Here is an 18,026-nt window from a genome sequence, read left to right as displayed (position 1 = left end):
GGGGGAGATGCCCGGCAGGGCAGAGGGGGGCGCTGTCCCGCAGCCTCTCGCAAACTTCCTTCCGTCTCAACGTCTCGACATTGGTCTCGCCGCCGAACCAGTCGCGCGCAGCGACCTCTTCGAAAACCCCGCGGCCTCTCAAAATGTCTTTGCGCCGTTGACCATCAGCCGGACCATGTAGAGGGAGGTCGTGCCGGCGATGTAGAGGCAGTTCAGCTTGTTGCCGCCGAACACGCAATTGGCGACGACTTCCGGCACCTTGATCTTGCCGATCAGCGTCCCGTCCGGATCGTAGCAATGGATGCCGTCGGCGGCACTGGTCCAGATCCGGCCCTGGTCGTCGAGCCTGAAACCATCGAACAGGCCGGCCGTGCAATCGGCGAAGACCTTTCCGCCGGAGACCTTCTTGCCGGCCTCGTCGACATCGAACACCCGCATATGCGCCGGATTCTGCGCGCCATGCGTGCGGCCGGTATCGACGACGTAGAGCTTGCTCTCGTCGAGCGAGAAGGCAAGCCCGTTGGGCCTGATCATGTCGGTGATCACCGCTTCGATCTCACCGGTGCCGGGATCGGCCCGGTAGACATGGCAGGCGCCGATCTCGCTCTCGGCCTTGTCGCCCTCATAATCCGTATCGATGCCGTAGGTCGGGTCGGTGAACCAGATCGAACCGTCGGACTTGACCACCGCATCGTTCGGCGAGTTCAGCCGCTTGCCGCGCCATTTGTCGGCGATGATGGTGATCGAGCCGTCATGCTCGGTGCGGCTGACGCGGCGCCCCGAATGCTCGCAAGTGACCAGCCGGCCCTGCCGGTCGACGGTGTTGCCATTGGAATTGCCCGACGGCTGCCGGAACACGCTGACGCTGCCGTCGGTCTCGTCGTAGCGCAGCATGCGGTTGTTGGGAATGTCGGACCAGACCACATAACGGCCGGCCGCAAACCAGGCCGGCCCTTCGGCCCACCGGCACCCGGTGAACAGCTTGTCCACCTGCGCGTTGCCGTTGAACAGCCGCGCAAAGCGTGGATCTAGAATTTCGTAGTGTTCGGCGGCCATGGTTTCCTCCCGGGTCATGCAAATCGCTGGTGCCGGCGCGATCAAGCCAGCCGGCGATCGATATGGCAAGATCGTTGTATCGGACAGGCAGTGCCGCCTTGCTCGACTGACGGATGGAAGAACGGGCCCATGCGCCGTTAACCGGCTATGCGCCCAGCGCAATGGTGCATTGCAACATCTTCTTTTTGCGATGCACCATAACTATGTCATGCTGCGTATCGATCAGGGAGGAACAACCTGCCGCAACAATGCGGCACAGAAGGAACCTCGCTATGATTCTCGACAGCCTCATGAGCCGCGCTCGCACCAGCATCGCCAAGCGCCGGCAATACAACCGCCTCATCGCCGAAATCGATTCGTTTTCCAGCCGCGATCTGGCCGACATGCGCGCCGACCGCAGCGAAATGCTCTACCAGGTCCACAAGCAGGTCTACGGCTGAATCTTCGGTCGACCTCTCACGTTCGTAATCCTTGGGCGAAACGACGCAAAGCGGAGTGAAGACCCAAGGATGACGAAACGGCGGGGCCATCAGCCGGGTGCTGCCAGCGCCTTCTCGATCTCCGGCAGCAGCAGCGCTTGTGCTGAGCCCGGCGTCAGCGGGCCGACGTGCTTGTAGGCGATCTTGCCGTCCTTGCCGACGACGAAGGTTTCCGGCACGCCGTAGACCCCCCAGTCGATCGCCGCGCGCCCTGCCGTGTCGACGCCGATCGCCTGGAACGGGTTGCCGAGATCGCCGAGGAACCGGCGGGCGTTTTCCGGCTGGTCCTTGTAGTTGAGGGCGGCGATGACGAAGCGCTTGTCCTGCGACAGCGCCAGCAGCAGCGGATGTTCGTCGCGGCACGGCCCGCACCACGACGCGAAGACGTTGACGAGCGTGACCTTGCCGGCGAACTGCCTGGAATCGAGCCCCGGCAAATTCATGCCCTCCAGCGCCGGCAGATTGGTCTGCGGCGCCGGCAGGCCGATCAGCGCTGATGGCACTTCCGAAGTGTCGCGGCCGGACAGCAGCTGCGTCAGGAACAGCCCCGCCAGCCCGAGGAAAATCAGCAGCGGCAACAGCACGATCAGGCGGCGTGAGCGCGCCGGCGTTTCCGTCTCCATGCTCATGATTTCCCCGCCTTGTCGGAGCGCCGCCGCACGCCGGACGCTTCCAGCTCGGCGAGGTCTCGTCTGCGTGCACGCTGGTCGAGCAGGATCCAGCCGATCAGCCCGGCCAGCACCACGGCCGTGATGGCATAGGCAGCGGTCACATAGAGCGCATGCGCGCTCATAGGGGTCGCTCCTCCGGTGCAAAACCTTTCAGCCGGACCATTTCGCTTCGTTCCAACATGCCTTCCTTTAACCCTGCGCCATCGGCTTCGCAATCGACAGCAGCGCCGCAGCCTTTGACGCCCTGCAATCACCAACGATGGCCGGCCAAATCAGTCGGTTCCATGGCGCAGCGCCAACGCTGCCGCAACCGGCCCCAGCACGGCAAGAAACAAGGTCAGCGCGGCAAGAATGAGGAAAGGCTGCAGAAACGGATCAGGGTTCGCCACCGCGCCATAGCTTGCCGAGACGCCGAAGATCAGCACCGGGATGGTCAGCGGCAGCACCAGCACCGAGATCAGCAGCCCGCCGCGCGGCAGTGCCACCGCTACCGCCGCACCGGCAGCGCCGATGAAGGTGATCGCCGGCGTGCCGACCAGAAGGGTCAGCGCCGTGGCGCCGATGCCGATCGGCTCCATATTCATGAACAGGCCGAGCAAGGGTGCGGCGATGACCAGCGGCAGCACGCTTCCTGCCCAATGCGCCAGGCATTTCGTCAGCACGGTCAGCGCCAGCATCTGCCGGTCGTCGCCGAGCACCAGCAGATCGAGCGAGCCGTCTTCCCGGTCGGCTTGAAACAATCGGTCGAGACCGAGCAGGCAAGCCAGCAAGGCGCCGATCCACAGGATCGCCGGGCCGATGCGGGCAAGCAGATTGATGTCTGGCCCAACGCCGAAGGGGATCGTGGCGATCACCGCGAGAAAGAAGATCACGCCGGTCAGCGCCCCGCCGCCGGCCCGGATACTCAGGCGGATATCGCGCAGGAAGAGGGCTAGCATGGTTTTAGATGCCCTTGCCCAGGCGGGAACGCCGACATTACCGAGTTTCCCCCATCCTCAATTCCTGTGCCCCCTCCAACCCCAGTGGCAGATGCGTCGCCGCAATAATGATTCCGCCCTCGTCCAGATGCTCCCGCATCAGCCGGCCGAATCGCTCTTCCGAAGCCTTGTCCAATCCGGCCGTCGGCTCGTCGAGCAGCCACAGCGGCCGCCGGCTGACCAGCAGTTTTGCGATCGCCGCGCGGCGGCGTTGCCCGGTGGAGAGATAGCCGAACGGCAGATGGCCGATACCGTCAAGCCCGACCATTGCCAGCGCCTCTTCGGCGCTCAAAAAATCCGCGCCCGAAAAATCGCGCCAGAAGCGCAGATTTTCCGCCACGCTCAGCGCCGTCTTCATCGCGTTCTGATGGCCGAGATAGTGGCAGGCCGAGGCGACCGACGGAAAATCCTCACCGCCACCTTCGACAAGCAAACGGCCTGCCGCCACCGGCAGAAGCCCGGCAACTATCCTGAGCAGCGTCGATTTCCCCGCGCCGTTCGGCCCGGTGACGATCAGCGCCTGGCCTTTGCCAAGGGCAAAGTTGATGCCGGAAAAAACCGCCTCGCCGCCGCGTTCGCCGCCCAGATTTTCGGCGATCAGCCGCATTCCATGCCCGTCCCGAAAACATCGCGCCACGGCAGCTGCCGCATCGCACAAAATAGCCGTTCGACTGTCTAGAACTATTCCAGGAAATTCTCTATATGCGGGGCATCCGTGCCAGCGGTCGGCACGGGAAGCGAATTAGCGCCGAACCAGCGCACGCGCCGCCTTGAACGGCTCGGGTTGGCTGGGAACGGACAGCGGAAATGGCCGTACCCGCACCTTTGCGCGTGATTGCATGCCATCGGCGTCCGTTCCCTTTCAGGCTGAACAGACAGGACGGATCGCACGTGTCAAAATCCCTCGATAGTTTCAATTGCCGTCGCACGCTGACCGCGGGCGGCTCCGACTATGTTTACTACGACCTCGTCGAGGCCGAGAAGAACGGCCTCACCGGCATCGCCCAGTTGCCCTATTCGATGAAGGTGCTGCTGGAGAACCTGCTGCGCAACGAGGACGGCCGTTCCGTCACCAAGGAGAGCATCCAGGCGGTTGCCGGCTGGCTGACCGACAGGGGCACCGCCGGGGTCGAGATCGCCTATCGCCCGGCCCGCGTGCTGATGCAGGATTTCACCGGCGTTCCGGCAGTGGTCGACCTGGCCGCCATGCGCGATGCCATGGCCTCGCTCGGCGGCGACCCGCAAAAGATCAATCCGCTGGTGCCGGTCGACCTGGTCATCGATCACTCGGTCATCGTCGATGAGTTCGGCACGCCGCTGGCTTTCGCCAGGAATGTCGAGCTTGAGTACGAGCGCAACGAGGAACGCTACAAATTCCTGAAATGGGGCCAGCAGGCCTTCCGCAATTTCCGCGTCGTGCCGCCCGGCACCGGCATCTGCCACCAGGTCAATCTCGAATATCTCGGCCAGGTCGTGTGGACCAACACTGAAGGCGGCGAAACCACCGCCTACCCCGATACCTGCGTCGGCACCGATTCGCACACCACCATGATCAATGGCCTTGGCGTGCTCGGCTGGGGCGTCGGCGGCATCGAGGCCGAGGCCGCGATGCTCGGCCAGCCCGTCTCCATGCTGTTGCCCGAAGTCATCGGCTTCCGGCTCACCGGCAGGCTCAGGGAAGGCGTCACCGCCACCGATCTCGTGCTCACCGTCACGCAGATGCTGCGCAAGAAGGGCGTCGTCGGCAAGTTCGTCGAATTCTTCGGTCCGGGTCTGTCCAACATGACGCTGGCCGACCGCGCCACCATCGGCAACATGGCGCCCGAATATGGCGCGACCTGCGGCTTCTTTCCGGTCGATGGCGAAACCATCCGCTACCTCACCATGTCCGGCCGCGAGGAAAACCGCATCGCGCTGGTCGAGGCATACGCCAAGGCGCAAGGCATGTGGCGCGATACCGGGTCGGCCGATCCGGTCTTCACCGACCTGCTCGAGCTCGATCTCGGCAGTGTCGTGCCGTCGATGGCCGGCCCCAAGCGTCCAGAGGGCCGGGTCGCGCTTGAAGGCATTCCGGCCGGCTTTGTCAAGGCGATGGAAACCGAGTACAAGAAGGCGGTCGAAATCGACAAGCGCTATGCCGTCGAGGGCACCGACTACGACCTTGGCCATGGCGACGTCGTCATTGCCGCCATCACCTCCTGCACCAACACGTCGAACCCGAGCGTGCTGATCGGCGCCGGGTTGCTGGCACGCAACGCCAACCGGCTCGGGCTCAAGCAGAAGCCGTGGGTCAAGACATCGCTGGCGCCGGGCAGCCAGGTCGTCGCCGAATATCTGGAGAAATCCGGCCTGCAGAAGGAACTGGACCAGATCGGCTTCAATCTGGTCGGCTTCGGCTGCACCACCTGCATCGGCAATTCCGGCCCGTTGCCGGCGCCGATCTCCAGAACCATCAACGACAAGGGCTTGATTGCTGCCGCGGTGCTTTCCGGCAACCGCAATTTCGAAGGCCGCGTCTCGCCCGACGTGCAGGCGAACTACCTCGCTTCGCCGCCGCTGGTGGTCGCCCACGCGCTCGCCGGGACCGTGACCAAGGACCTGACCACCGAACCGGTCGGCGAGGACCGCGACGGCAACCCGGTCTACCTCAGGGACATCTGGCCGAGTTCGGTCGAGATCCAGGAGTTCATCGAGAAGAACGTGACGCGCGAACTGTTCGCCCGCAAATATGCCGACGTCTTCAAGGGCGACGAATACTGGCAGAACGTCAAGGCGCCGGAAGGCCAGACCTATTCCTGGGACAACAATTCGACCTATGTGCAGAACCCGCCCTACTTCGCTGGCATGACATCGGGCTTCGGCACAATCGGCGACATCAAGGGCGCCCGCGTGCTCGGCCTGTTCGGCGACAAGATCACCACCGACCACATCTCACCGGCCGGCTCGATCAAGGCGGCCTCGCCGGCCGGCAAGTACCTCATCGATCATGGCGTCGGCGTTGCCGACTTCAATCAATACGGCACACGGCGCGGCAATCACGAGGTGATGATGCGCGGCACCTTCGCCAATATCCGCATCCGCAACCACATGCTGGGCGAGAACGGCCGCGAGGGCGGCTACACGATCCACTATCCGTCGAAGGAAGAGAAATCGATCTACGACGCCGCCATGGAGTACAAGAAGGAAGGCGTGCCGCTGGTCATCTTCGCCGGTGTCGAATACGGCAACGGCTCGTCGCGCGACTGGGCGGCCAAGGGCACCAACCTGTTGGGTGTTCGCGCCGTCATCGCTCAGTCCTTCGAGCGCATCCACCGCTCGAACCTGGTCGGCATGGGGGTCATCCCGTTCGTCTTCGAGGAGGGCACCTCATGGGCCTCGCTCAACCTCAAGGGCGACGAACTGGTCGAAATCGACGGGCTGAGCGCCATCAAGCCGCGCCAGAAGATGATTGCGAAGATCACTTATGGCGACGGCACGGTGAAGAACATTCCGATCATCTGCCGCATCGATACGCTGGACGAGCTCGACTACTTCAAGAACGGCGGCATCCTGCAATATGTGCTGCGCGATCTGGCCGCATAACGTGAAGGGAATAGGGGAGTAGGGCAGTAAGGCAGTAAGGCAGTAGGGGAAAGTCGCCTCCGCTGCCTCGTCCTATTCCCTACTCCTACTGCCCTACTGCCCTACTGCCATACTGCCCTAATTTCGGCCCTCCGAACCGCGCCGCCGCCGCCAGCAGCACGCCGAGCATCAGCCCGTTGAGGATGTGCCACAGGAAATGCGTGCCGAGCGGGAAGCTGCCGCAGACCAGCGGATCGATCGTCCTGAAGATGACCGACACGACGAAGATCGCCGAGCCCGCCAGATTGTACCAGCCGGCGCGGTTGCCGCTCGCCGCCACCCAGGCGCCGAAGAAGGCGAGCGCCAGGAAGGGCGGCAGGTAGCCGGTCGTGCCGTTCGATGCCTGGCGCAGCCAGTCCGGCACGGCCCAGGTCAACAACCCGGTGACGGCATAGAAGGCGAAGAAGATGGCGATCGCCTTGCCCCATCTCATAGCGAGGAAACGGCGCAGGTTGAACAGCGTGTAGGCCAGCGTGAACCCGCCGATCGGCAGCACGTCGGCCCAGACCGTGGCATGGTTGGCAAAGGTGTGGAACAGCGCCGAGCCGATGCCGATCGCCACCACCCACCAGGCCAGCATTTCGGCAAAGATGCCTGTGCCGCGCCGGCGCACCTCCCGGACACCCCATAGCCCGGCGACAAGAAAAGCCAGATTGGTCAGTGCGTTGACCGGCTCGGCCCAGAACTCTGGCCCGACCCGCTCGCAGTACAGGTCGACCGGCGTCAGGAGAGTTTGCCACATGCTGATTGTCGCCCGAATCGGTATCTACCTTGAAGTGTAGCCCATCCTGTTGCGCCCTTGCAGTTTGTCGCAACGGTAGAATTTCACCGCAACGTGACTTCCCGTTGACTGCCGCTTCTGCCACATATTTCGCCAACCAGAACAAAGCCGGCCATCACCGGCGGGAGTCGAAACGGCCATGACACCTCGAAGACCATTGCGGCTTGCGGCGTTTGCGCTGGCCCTCTCGGTGCTTGCCGGAGCTGGCCTTGCCGCCAATGCGCTTGCCGGCGAGGCCGACCGCTCCCAGACAGATAAATCCCTGGTCGGCCAGCCCTTGGGCGTGGTCGAGCTCTTCACCAGCCAGGGCTGCAGTTCCTGCCTGCCGGCCGATGCATTTTTCGCCGAGCTTGCCGCCAAGGAGAACATCGTCGCGCTCGCCTATCACGTCGACTACTGGGATTATCTCGGTTGGAAGGACACGCTGAGCCGCAAGGAGAACACCGAACGGCAGTATGAATATATGCGTGCCTTCGGCAGCCGCTCGGTCTATACGCCGCAGGCCGTCATCAATGGCCGCAGCCATGTCAACGGCGCCCGCCGCGAGGAAGTCGACGGCGCGCTCGCCCGCATGGAAACGTCCGGCGAAGGCATGCAGGTCCCCATCGACGTCAGCCGGACCAGCGACCGCGTCATCATCGACGCCGGCGATGCCGGGAGCGGCCCCAGCGATGCCCATGTCGTCATCGTCTATTTCGACCCGCCGCAGACGATCAAGATCGGCAAGGGCGAGAACACCGGCCGCAGCATGACCTATTGGAACGCCGTCTCCGGCATCCAGACCGCCGGCATGTGGCACGGCAAGGCGCAGCGCTACGAATTGCCGATGAGCGTGATTGCCAAGAAAGGCGGCTGCGCCGTGCTGCTGCAATCGGTGGGCAAGGACGGCATGCCAGGCCCCATCCTGGGCGCCGCCCTGATCCACAAGCCTTGAGGTCTCTCCTTCTCCCCTTGTGGGAGAAGGTGTCGCCGAAGGCGACGGATGAGGGGTGTTCCAGCTTGGCAATTGCTTGAAATCGCCGCCGCCTCATTCCTTCCAGCACCCCTCATCCGTCTCGGCGCTGCGCGCCGATCCACCTTCTCCCACAAGGGGAGAAGGGAAGGCCGCGCATTCACTCGGCCAATAAAATAAAAAACCGACGTCAGCTTGCTTCTGACGCCGGTCATTTAGGTTTTGGGATCGTCGCGCTCGATTTCTCCAAGGGAGAAACCGAGGTTGGTTCGATCCGACGCAGACCCGTGGGCGGGGGGCTTGGGGTTTACGAGCCAGTGCCGGACCGAACCGTCTCAGGCAACACCCGTAAATTCGTCGGAGATTGGGGCTTTAGCGCGGTTAAAAGAAGGCAGGATTGTGGCAAAGCATCACCAATTTCAACGGGCGTTTTTATAAACGTGACTGGACACCGCGGAAGCGTTGCGCCGCCGCCCTTTCCCCAGCCGGGCTTGCAATTCCATGGCGAAAGCGCCAACTTTGATTAATGTAAGATTCATTCGAAGGGATCGAGGCATGACTGATCACGGCAGTGGGACGGAGGATGGGGACGCATCCGCAATACTGATCCCGCTGCATGAGGCAAGACGTGAACGCCTCGACCAGCCGGTGCGGTTCGACCGGCGTGAATTGGACCAGATCCTGAGGCTTTACGGGCGCATGGTCGCCGCCAATGAATGGCGCGACTACGCCATCGACCATCTTGCCGACCGCGCCGTCTTTTCCGTCTTCCGTCGCACCAGCGAGGTGCCGCTGTTCCAGATCGTCAAGGATCCGAAGCTGGCGCGCCGGCAAGGGGCTTTCGCCGTCATCGCCGCCGGCGGCCGCATCCTTAAGCGCGGCCAGGAGCTTGGCCGCGTGCTTGGCGTGTTCGACCGCACGCTGAAACTTGTCGAGGCCTAACTACTTGTTGTGCTTCCGGAATCTCCGTTCCGGCAGTGAGTTGGGATCGGGCGGAACCTGAGACCCGCCATTGATCGGCAGTTGCATGAACACCGTGTCGAGCCAGCGTCCGAGCTTGTAGCCGGAGGCTTCCAGACGGCCCGAATGGCGAAAGCCGAGCTTTTCATGCAGCCGGACCGAGGCACTGTCCGGCCGACCGTCGCCGATCACCGCGATGATCTGGCGGAAGCCCGCCGCCTCGGCCGCCGCGATCAGCCCTTGCATCAGCTTCAGCCCGATGCCATGGCCCTTGGCCTCTGGCGCGACATAGACGGAATCTTCGACGATGAACCGGTACGCAGGCCGCGCCCGGAAGGCGCCGGCATAGGCATAACCGAGCACGATGCCGGCCTTTTCCGCCACCAGATAGGGAAAGCCGCCCGCTATCAAACTGTCGAAGCGCTCGCCCATCTCGGCACGATCAGGCGGCTCCAGTTCGTAGCTCGCCGTGCCGTGGATCACCGCATCGGCATAGATGGCGGTGATCCGGTCGAGATCGGCCGCTGTCGCGCCGCGTATCGTGATGCTGCTCATAATTTGTGCAAGCCGTTCATCTGCCTTCTATAACAGCAAGGCCGGCACAGAAGGAAAGGGCGGCCGTTGGGCCGCCCTTTCCAAATTCGCTGGTCCACAGACTCAAGGGGCCGTTATTAACGGCGATCGCCCATGAACTGCAGCAGGAACATGAACAGGTTGATGAAGTCGAGATAGAGCCTCAGAGCGCCCATGATAGCCTTGCGGCCGGCGACATCAGTCTCGTCGCCCTCGAAATACATCTCCTTGATGTTCTGCGTGTCGTAGGCGGTCAGCCCTGCGAAGATCAGCACGCCGATCGCCGAAACGGCGAAGGAAAGCGCCGACGACTGCAGGAAGATGTTGATCACACTTGCGATGATCAGACCGACCAGGCCCATGATCAGGAACGAACCGAGCGCGGAAAGATCGCGCTTGGTCGTGTAGCCGTAGAGCGACAGTCCGCCAAAGGCGGCGGCGGTGGCGAAGAAGGTCTGCGAGATGCTGGCGGTGGTGTAGACCAGGAAGATCGACGACAGTGACAGGCCGACGAGGCCGGCATAGACCCAGAACGTCGTCTGCGCGGCCGAAACGCTCATCGACTGGACGCGAAACGACAGGAACAGCACCGCTGCCAGGGGGGCAAAGATCACCAGCCATTTCAGCGGCGAGCCGAAGATCGCGTAGCCGAAGGATGTCAGCATATCGCCGTTCGGCAGCGTAGCGACCGCCGAAGCCGGATCGGTGGTGGTGGCCAGCATGATCGTTCCGACCGCGGCGAGGCCGGTGATGAGGAGGCCAAGCCCCATCAGATTGTAGACCTTGATCATATAAGCGCGCAGGCCCTGGTCGATAGCAGCATCGACGCCGACGCCGGGCACGGCACGCGTCTGATAATTGCGAACGGGTTCAGCCATGGAAATCCTCATATTGCTTCTGCCCCGTCCGGTGTCCGGTCGATTTGGACCGAGGCGCCGCTGGCGGGGCTCCAGCATGCCTGCCGCGAAATATGATGGTTATTGGCGTCAAGAACAAGACCGTAACCGGGCGTAATGCTTCGTGAAGTAGCAAAAATCCGGATTTATCGGCCGTCCGAAGCCCAACATTAACAAGATTTAACCAAATCCCGGTCGCGTTGAGCTTGCCGACCCTTGCAGATCAGAGATTGCGCAGCACCGGCGCCGCCTTGTGGCCCAGCACCCGCCAGGTGCCGGCGAGGCCGATGCCGACCGTGACCAGCAAAGCAAAGACTATTGTGGCCACCGCCACATCGGGCATGAAATGCGACGGCAGCGTCATGACGCGCGCGACAACGAACCACGCCGCAATGCCGCCTGCCGCCAGCGCGAAGATCGCGGTGGCGAGGCCGATCAGCATGTATTCCAGCGAAAAGGCCGCGATCAGCGTCTTCCTGGTGGCGCCCAGCGTCTTCAGCACCACCGCATCGTGGATGCGGGCGCGGTTGCCGGCCGCCAACGCGCCGGCCAGCACCAGCACCGAGGCGATCAGCGCCACCCCGGCCGCGGCCCTGATCGCGGTGCCGAGTTGCGCCACCAGCCGGTTGACGATGTCGAGCGCGTCCTTGACCCTGACTGTCGTCACCGCGGGAAAGGCACGGGTGACGGCGTTGAGAAGACGGGCATCGTCGGCCGGCGACGCGCCCTTTTCGGTGAGCGTCGCCAGCCAGCTGTGCGGCGCGCCGGCAAATGTGCTGGGCGAGAACACCATGACGAAATTGATGCCCATCGTCTCCCACTCGACCTGGCGGAAATTGGCGATCTTCGCCGTCACGTTGCGGCCAAGCACGTTGACGGTGACGGTATCGCCGAGTTTCAGCCCGATCTCTTTGCCTTCCTCGGCCGAAAACGACACCAACGGCTCGCCGGCATAATTGTCCGGCCACCATGTCCCTTCGGTCAGCGTCGCATTCGCAGGAATTCTGGCCTCGTAGGTCAGCCCGCGATCGCCGCGCAGCACCCAGGCCCCTTCCGCCGGGACCTTGACCTTGTCGACGTCGACGCCGTTCAGCGCCATCACCCGGCCGCGCAGCATCGGCACCTTGACCAGCGTGCCTTGCCGCGCCTCCCTGCCGACCAGCGCCGAGAACGCATCGACATCGCTGCTCTGGATGTCGACGAAGAAGAAGTTCGGCGCCCGCTCCGGCAGGTTGCCGGAAATCTGCCGCCTGAGATTGCCGTCGATCAGCGCCAGCGTCACCAGAAGCGTCAGCCCCAGTCCCAGCGACAACACCACCGACGGCGTCAAGGCGCCTGGCCGATGGATGTTGCCGAGGGCGAGCCTGAGCACCGTCGAGCCAACGCGCGGGCTCCTTTTGGCGGCCCACTGCACCAGCGCGCCGACAAGGCGCAGCACCAAAAAAGCAAAAATGGTGGCGCCGACGAAGATCGAGGCGATGTAGCGGTCGCCGGAAAACAGAATGGCCAGCGCCGCCAGCAGCAGCGCGATGCCGAGCGCCGCCGCCGTGTAGAGCGGGCGCGGAAAACCGCGGCCCTCAAAACCCATTTCACGAAACAGCGCCGTCGCCGGCACGTCGCGCGCCCGGCCGAGCGGCAGCAAGGCGAAAGCCAGCGTCACCAGCAGCCCGAACAGCGCCGCCATGCCGAGCGCGCCGGGATAGAATCCGCCTTCCGCCGGCACCGGAATGATCGACTGCAGCGCCGCGCTCGCCGCGAACGGCATCAGCGCGCCAAGCACGACGCCGAGCGTGACGCCAAGCACGGCGATCATCAGGATCTGCACCAGGTAGACGGCAAAGACGAAACCGCCCGAAGCCCCCAGGCTCTTGAAGGTGGCGATGACGCCGCGCTTGCCGTCGAGATAGGCGCGCACCGCATTGGCCACGCCGACGCCGCCGACCACCAGCGCCGTCAGCCCGACCAGCGTCAGGAACTGCGAAAACCGCTCGATATTGGCGGACAATGCCGGTGCTGCGTTGCTGCGCGTGCGGATCGACCAGCCGGACTCGGGAAACTCCTCCGCCGCCTGATCCTGAATGGCTTTTATGCGCGCCTCGCCGGTGCCGCCGGGCAGGCGCACCTTGTAGGCGTTCTCGACCAGGCTGCCGGGCTGGATCAAACCGGAAGCGGCAAGCCCGTCGGTCGAGATCATCAGCCGCGGCGCAAAGCCGAAGCCGTCGGATACCGCGTCCGGCTCGTTGACGAGCCGGGCGCGCAGTTCGAAGGTGGCGCTGCCCAGCTTCAGCCGGTCGCCGATCCGAAGGTTCAGCCGCTCGAACAAAAGGTCGGGTGCGGCGGCGCCGAAAACACCGGATTGTTCGCCGAACAATTCCTGCTTCGACAGCGCCGGCTCGGTCTGCAGCGCGCCATAGAGCGGATAGGCGCCGTCGACCGCCTTGGCCTCGACCAGCGCCTGGTCGGAGCCGTCCTCGAGCCGCGCCATCGAGCGCATGTTGGCGCTGTGCGAGACCGTGCCCAGCCCGTCAAGAAAGACGTGCTCGGCCTGCGTCGCGGCGCGCTGATTGAGCTGGAAACGAAGATCGCCGCCGAGCAGCGACTGGCCTTCGTTGGCGACACCGGCGGTAATCGCCCGGGCCACCGAATTGACACCGCCGATCGCCGCGACGCCAAGCGCAATGCAGGCAAGGAAGATCAGGAAGCCGGACAGCCCGCCGCGCATCTCGCGCAGCGAAAAGCGGAAGGCGAGCTTCAGCGTGCGCGACAGCGGCATCAGGCCGGCACCTTGCCAAGCTTTGGAACTGGTTCTGGCGCATCCTCGATCCGGCCCGACCGCATCGACACCTGCCGGGAGCAGCGTGCGGCGAGCGCCGGATCGTGGGTGACCAGCACCAGCGTCATGCCGCGCTCGGCCGCTTTGGCGAACAGCAGATCGGCTACCTGCCGTCCCGTTGTCTGGTCCAGGTTGCCGGTTGGCTCGTCGGCGATCAGGATGCGCGGCGAAGGCGCCAGCGCCCGGGCGATCGCCACACGCTGCTGTTCGCCGCCGGACAATTCGCCGGGATAGTGAGTGACGCGGTCGCTCAAGCCCACCGCCTCGAGCTCCCGCGCCGCCACCTCGAACGGATCGGCATGGCCGGCTAGTTCCAGCGGCACTGCGACATTTTCGAGCGCTGTCATGTTGGGAATGAGGTGGAAAGACTGGAAGACGATGCCAATGTTTCGCCCACGAAACGATGCGATCTGGTCTTCGCTCTTGCCGTTCAGCAGTTCGCCGGCAATTCGAACCGTCCCCGAATCGACACTTTCCAAACCGGCCAAAACCATCAGCAGCGTCGACTTTCCCGAGCCCGACGGCCCGACAATGCCGGTCGCCTCGCCACTTGCTACGTCGAGGCTGACGCCTTTCAGGACATGGACGGAAGACGCTCCTTCGCCGAGCGTCAGCGATACGTTTTTCAGCGCGATGACGGCTTCTGTCAAAATAAAATCGTCCTATATGGGAAAGGGAGGGCAGAATTCCGCCTACCGCCAGTATAATGTTCTCGGTCATATGGGGCCCTGCCGCATGGCTTTCAAACACCGACTTGCCGCAGCCTTCGTCCTTTTCCTCGGAATTTGCGGCGCCATTTCTTCGGCGCGCGCCGAGCCGTTCACGATCGTCGGTTTCGGCGACAGCCTGATGGCAGGATTTGGCCTCGGACCGGACGAAGGCTTCACCCGGAAACTTGAGGCAGCACTCCGCGCCAAGGGCCACGATGTGACCGTCGCCAATGCCGGCGTATCCGGCGATACGTCGAGTGGCGGCCTGTCGCGGCTCGACTGGTCGGTGCCGGACGGCACGCAGCTTGTCATTCTCGAACTCGGTGCCAACGACATGCTGCGCGGCGTTTCTCCCGATATCACCCAAAAAAATCTCGACGCCATGCTGGCGAAGCTGAAGCAGCGCAACATCGCCGTGCTGCTGGCCGGCATGCGCGCCGCCCCCAATCTCGGCGCCGACTACCAGAACGGCTTTGACGCGATCTTCCCGAAACTGGCGGAAAAACACGGCGTCACGCTCTATCCATTCTTTCTCGACGGCGTCGCCGGCGAACCAGCTATGCAACTTGAGGACGGTCTGCACCCGAATGCCAAGGGCGTCGACCGCATGGTCGAGCGCATACTGCCGGATGTCGAGAAAGCCATTGCCGTGGTTAAGGGCAACTCTTGAAGGGACCGGATTTCGATGATGCCACGCATTCCCCGCACGATTTGATTTTAGGCCAGGTGCAACCAACAAACCGCTTGCCCCGCTCGATTTTCGATGATTCGCTAGGGGCAGAGTTCGATTCGAGGACAGGAGGCTTGCCATGCCGCGTCTTTTCACCGCCCTCGAAATACCGCGTGATGCCGCCCTTTCGCTGTCCCTGCTCCGGGGCGGCCTGCCCGGGGCCCGTTGGATCGACGTCGAGAACTACCATATGACGCTGCGCTTCATTGGCGATGTCGAGGGCCATGTCGCCGACGAGATCGCCAACGCGCTCGACCGTGTCCACCGCCCATCCTTCGCGCTGACACTGTCCGGCGTCGGCGCCTTCGGCCAGAAAAAACCGCACGCGGTGTGGGCCGGCGTCTCCTTCTCGCCCGATCTTGCGGCGCTGCAAGCCGAGATCGAGCGCATCTGCCAGCGCCTCGGCATCCCCGCCGACCCGCGCAAATTCATGCCGCATGTGACGCTGGCCAGGTTGCGCAATTCGAGCCCGCTCGACGTCGCCCAGTATCTTTCGGCGCGCGGCAATTTTTCGACGCTGCCCTTCCGTGTCGGCCGCTTCGTCCTGATGTCGTCGCGCGATTCGGTCGGCGGCGGACCCTACATCGTCGAGGAGGCCTGGCCGCTGTCGGGCGCCGACAGCCGTGCATCGAGCCGCGTCGCCAGCGCCTCCGACGCTTCGCGGATCATGCGGTAGACCGAGGCAAACGCCTCCGGCCCCTGATGATAGGGGTCCGGCACGTCGCCCACCTTTCCCTCGGCGAACTCGAGGAACAGATGGACACGGTCGCGCATGGCGGCAGGCACCAGCGCTTTAAGATCCCGGAGATTCGATCGGTCCATGGCGAGAATGAGGTCGAAACGCGAAAAATCGTCCGGCGCCAGCTTGCGCGCCGTCTGTCCGGAAATATCGACGCCGTGCCGCTTGGCGATCGAGATCGAGCGCGGGTCGGGTGCCGAACCGGCTTCCCAGTCGCTGGTCCCGGCCGAATCGAGCAGGATATCCCGATCGAGGCCGCGCTCTGCCAGGACGGCGCGCAACACGCCCTCCGCCAGTGGCGAGCGGCAGATATTGCCGAGACAGACGAAGAGAATGGATTTTATCGGCTTGGCGCTCATCGATCCGGCACTATGCTGAAGACTGCAAATCCAGATAGCACGGGAAGCGACCATGGCGAGAGAGAAACTGGGCAGGGAGGCGGCCGCCGAGGCGCTGGCCGGGCTCGACGGCTGGTCGCTGGCCGAGGATGGCGGCTCGATCGCGCGCAGCTTCACATTCAGTGATTTTTCCGAAGCCTTCGCCTTCATGACCCGCGTCGCCCTGGCGGCGGAGAAGATCGACCATCACCCCGACTGGTCGAACGTCTACAACACGGTGAACGTGACGCTGAACACCCATGATGCCGGCGGCCTGACCGCGCTCGACTTCGAACTGGCCAGGACGATGAGCCGCTATTTCGGTCAGGTCGTTGGAGAACTGTCGACGCCGTAGCCTGATTTTCAGACCGCAGAACGGCCGAGCTCTTGTAGTGGACTGGCGCTTTCACCACATTTTCCGCTGGCAGGCGCGCGTGGAACGCCATGCGCAGCCTCGTTAGGAGAGACTGATGGCGCAAAAATCAGGTTTTGATTTCTTCGGCTTTGGCGGCAAGCCGGGCGACGAGAGCGAAGTGCGCGAGAAATTCTGGCGCACGGCCAAGCGGGCTGCCCGGCAGATCCCGTTCATGGAGGAACTGGTCGCCGCCTACTACTGCGCCATGGACAAGAACACGCCGCTGCGCGCCAAGGGCATCCTGGTGGCGGCGCTGGGCTATTTCGTGCTGCCGGCTGACGTCATCCCCGACTTCGTCCTCGGACTGGGCTTTACCGACGACATCGCCGTGCTGACCGCCGCGATCACCACCGTCAAAGCCCACATCACGTCAGCGCATCGGCTCGCCGCCAAACAGGCGATTGCCGACAACGGCTGAGCCGGCGATAAGGCAGAAAAGTCAAACTCTTGCCGCTTTCGTGGCATCCAAGTCGCGAAAGGGACGTTGCAACTGCCGCTTTCGAGCGACGGGCGCAAGGATGGCGGCGGTTTCCTGGGGTGGATGTCCTTTTCCTGAGGGAACTTCACCGTTTGGTAACCCAGATTAAATCAAAATGAAGCGACGGGCAGGACGCCGAGCCGGCCTGCCTCCGCACCATATATGGGAAAAGCGATGCGCGGATTGATTGCTACAATTTCGAGCCTGGCACTGGTGGCCATGACAGCGCCGGCTCTGGCGCAGTCGGCAACCAAGATCGGCCAGCACAATGCCTGGGGCACCTACAGCTACCAGGCGTCGGGCGGCAAGGTTTGCTATGTGTTGACCGTGCCGACCGACAAGCAGCCGCCGACGCTTGACCATGGCGACATGTTCTTCTTCGTCAGCCAGCGGCCGGGACAGCAAGTGTCTTACGAGCCGCAATTCATCGCCGGCTACAATTTCCAGGAAAACTCCAAGGCCACCGTTACCATCGACGGCAAGAGCTTTTCGATGTTCACCCGCGGCAAGTCGGCCTGGGTCGAAAACGCCGCCGAGGAGCCGGTGCTGATCGCAGCGATGAAAACCGGCAGCGACATGAAGGTGCAGGCGAAGTCCGGCCGCGGCAACACCACCACCTACGTCTTTTCGCTGAAAGGCATTTCGGCGGCGCTGTCGTCCATCGCCAGGTGCAAATAGCCAATAATTAGGTGCGGTCTTCCCTTCTCCCCTTGTGGGAGAAGGTGTCGCCGAAGGCGACGGATGAGGGGTGTTCCAGGGAACACCAACGTCTCATTCC

Annotated in this window: 20 protein-coding genes; 9 read left to right on the top strand and 11 right to left on the bottom strand. The window is 63.4% G+C overall.

Features of this window, described 5'->3' with window-relative positions; translation table 11 throughout:
* Nucleotides 1-138: 138 nt before the first annotated feature.
* Nucleotides 139-1,056, bottom strand: a complete 918-nt coding sequence (locus BLT09_RS08705) for an SMP-30/gluconolactonase/LRE family protein (protein ID WP_091592455.1) — start codon at nucleotides 1,054-1,056, stop codon at nucleotides 139-141.
* 272 nt (nucleotides 1,057-1,328) lie between these two features.
* Here BLT09_RS08705 and BLT09_RS08700 point away from each other — a divergent pair, with 272 nt between their 5' ends.
* Nucleotides 1,329-1,496 (top strand): hypothetical protein, encoded by a 168-nt coding sequence (locus BLT09_RS08700; protein WP_023803346.1) that lies wholly within the window; start codon nucleotides 1,329-1,331, stop codon nucleotides 1,494-1,496.
* Between the two features lie 89 nt (nucleotides 1,497-1,585).
* Here the strand turns inward: BLT09_RS08700 and BLT09_RS08695 are convergent, their stop codons facing one another.
* The 4 genes from BLT09_RS08695 to ccmA form a co-directional block, all read right to left on the bottom strand.
* A complete protein-coding gene (locus BLT09_RS08695; RefSeq protein WP_023803345.1) occupies nucleotides 1,586-2,164 on the bottom strand; it encodes a DsbE family thiol:disulfide interchange protein in 579 nt (192 codons plus the stop codon).
* On the bottom strand, nucleotides 2,161-2,328 hold the full coding sequence (ccmD, locus tag BLT09_RS08690; RefSeq protein WP_023803344.1) for a heme exporter protein CcmD: 168 nt from the start codon (nucleotides 2,326-2,328) through the stop codon (nucleotides 2,161-2,163). Before ccmD ends, BLT09_RS08695 begins: the two co-directional genes overlap by 4 nt.
* A 150-nt stretch (nucleotides 2,329-2,478) precedes the next feature.
* Nucleotides 2,479-3,144, bottom strand: a complete 666-nt coding sequence (ccmB, locus tag BLT09_RS08685; protein ID WP_091592185.1) for a heme exporter protein CcmB — start codon at nucleotides 3,142-3,144, stop codon at nucleotides 2,479-2,481.
* 37 nt (nucleotides 3,145-3,181) lie between these two features.
* Complete coding sequence (ccmA, locus tag BLT09_RS08680; protein WP_091592182.1) at nucleotides 3,182-3,790, bottom strand: heme ABC exporter ATP-binding protein CcmA; 609 nt, start codon at nucleotides 3,788-3,790, stop codon at nucleotides 3,182-3,184.
* Nucleotides 3,791-4,074: 284 nt separating this feature from the next.
* Between ccmA and acnA the strand changes: the two genes are divergently transcribed.
* Nucleotides 4,075-6,765, top strand: coding sequence for an aconitate hydratase AcnA (gene acnA / locus BLT09_RS08675; protein ID WP_091592179.1), 2,691 nt, complete (start codon nucleotides 4,075-4,077; stop codon nucleotides 6,763-6,765).
* A gap of 85 nt (nucleotides 6,766-6,850) precedes the next feature.
* Here the strand turns inward: acnA and BLT09_RS08670 are convergent, their stop codons facing one another.
* A complete protein-coding gene (locus BLT09_RS08670; protein WP_091592178.1) occupies nucleotides 6,851-7,546 on the bottom strand; it encodes a ceramidase domain-containing protein in 696 nt (231 codons plus the stop codon).
* Between the two features lie 178 nt (nucleotides 7,547-7,724).
* On the opposite strand from BLT09_RS08670, the gene BLT09_RS08665 reads away from it, so the two are divergent.
* Together BLT09_RS08665 and BLT09_RS08660 are read left to right on the top strand one after the other, a co-directional pair.
* Entirely contained in the window at nucleotides 7,725-8,519 is a 795-nt protein-coding gene (locus tag BLT09_RS08665; protein ID WP_091592176.1) for a DUF1223 domain-containing protein, read from the top strand.
* Nucleotides 8,520-9,092: 573 nt separating this feature from the next.
* Nucleotides 9,093-9,479 (top strand): DUF2794 domain-containing protein, encoded by a 387-nt coding sequence (locus BLT09_RS08660; protein ID WP_023803338.1) that lies wholly within the window; start codon nucleotides 9,093-9,095, stop codon nucleotides 9,477-9,479.
* On the opposite strand, the gene BLT09_RS08655 is transcribed toward BLT09_RS08660, so the two are convergent.
* The 4 genes from BLT09_RS08655 to BLT09_RS08640 all read right to left on the bottom strand — a co-directional run bounded on the left by BLT09_RS08655 (nucleotide 9,480) and on the right by BLT09_RS08640 (nucleotide 14,449).
* A complete protein-coding gene (locus tag BLT09_RS08655; RefSeq protein ID WP_091592173.1) occupies nucleotides 9,480-10,052 on the bottom strand; it encodes a GNAT family N-acetyltransferase in 573 nt (190 codons plus the stop codon).
* A gap of 116 nt (nucleotides 10,053-10,168) precedes the next feature.
* Nucleotides 10,169-10,948 (bottom strand): Bax inhibitor-1/YccA family protein, encoded by a 780-nt coding sequence (locus tag BLT09_RS08650; RefSeq protein WP_091592171.1) that lies wholly within the window; start codon nucleotides 10,946-10,948, stop codon nucleotides 10,169-10,171.
* 241 nt (nucleotides 10,949-11,189) lie between these two features.
* Nucleotides 11,190-13,739: an ABC transporter permease gene (locus BLT09_RS08645; protein WP_091592169.1), complete on the bottom strand. Its 2,550-nt coding sequence runs from the start codon at nucleotides 13,737-13,739 to the stop codon at nucleotides 11,190-11,192.
* Complete coding sequence (locus tag BLT09_RS08640) at nucleotides 13,739-14,449, bottom strand: ABC transporter ATP-binding protein (RefSeq protein WP_091592167.1); 711 nt, start codon at nucleotides 14,447-14,449, stop codon at nucleotides 13,739-13,741. Before BLT09_RS08640 ends, BLT09_RS08645 begins: the two co-directional genes overlap by 1 nt.
* 85 nt (nucleotides 14,450-14,534) lie before the next feature.
* On the opposite strand from BLT09_RS08640, the gene BLT09_RS08635 reads away from it, so the two are divergent.
* Nucleotides 14,535-15,179, top strand: a complete 645-nt coding sequence (locus BLT09_RS08635) for an arylesterase (RefSeq protein ID WP_091592453.1) — start codon at nucleotides 14,535-14,537, stop codon at nucleotides 15,177-15,179.
* Nucleotides 15,180-15,318: 139 nt separating this feature from the next.
* Nucleotides 15,319-15,915, top strand: coding sequence for an RNA 2',3'-cyclic phosphodiesterase (gene thpR, locus BLT09_RS08630; RefSeq protein WP_027153691.1), 597 nt, complete (start codon nucleotides 15,319-15,321; stop codon nucleotides 15,913-15,915).
* Here thpR and BLT09_RS08625 read toward each other — a convergent pair.
* Complete coding sequence (locus tag BLT09_RS08625; protein WP_091592165.1) at nucleotides 15,819-16,337, bottom strand: low molecular weight protein-tyrosine-phosphatase; 519 nt, start codon at nucleotides 16,335-16,337, stop codon at nucleotides 15,819-15,821. The two genes, thpR and BLT09_RS08625, sit on opposite strands and share 97 nt — an antisense overlap.
* A 52-nt stretch (nucleotides 16,338-16,389) precedes the next feature.
* Between BLT09_RS08625 and BLT09_RS08620 the strand changes: the two genes are divergently transcribed.
* The 3 genes from BLT09_RS08620 (at nucleotide 16,390) to BLT09_RS08610 (ending at nucleotide 17,926) form a co-directional block, all read left to right on the top strand.
* Entirely contained in the window at nucleotides 16,390-16,710 is a 321-nt protein-coding gene (locus BLT09_RS08620) for a 4a-hydroxytetrahydrobiopterin dehydratase (protein WP_091592162.1), read from the top strand.
* Nucleotides 16,711-16,825: 115 nt separating this feature from the next.
* A complete protein-coding gene (locus BLT09_RS08615; RefSeq protein WP_023803329.1) occupies nucleotides 16,826-17,188 on the top strand; it encodes a YkvA family protein in 363 nt (120 codons plus the stop codon).
* Between the two features lie 234 nt (nucleotides 17,189-17,422).
* The gene (locus BLT09_RS08610) at nucleotides 17,423-17,926 is read left to right on the top strand and encodes an invasion associated locus B family protein (RefSeq protein WP_091592451.1); all 504 of its coding nucleotides are present in this window, start codon (nucleotides 17,423-17,425) and stop codon (nucleotides 17,924-17,926) included.
* Nucleotides 17,927-18,026: the final 100 nt, after the last annotated feature.

Origin of the sequence: Mesorhizobium muleiense (assembly GCF_900099905.1) — a bacterium.
Classification (GTDB): Bacteria; Pseudomonadota; Alphaproteobacteria; order Rhizobiales; family Rhizobiaceae; genus Mesorhizobium; species Mesorhizobium muleiense.
The sequence above is the reverse complement of the archived record's forward strand: the minus strand, read 5'-3'. Positions and strand labels throughout refer to the sequence as shown.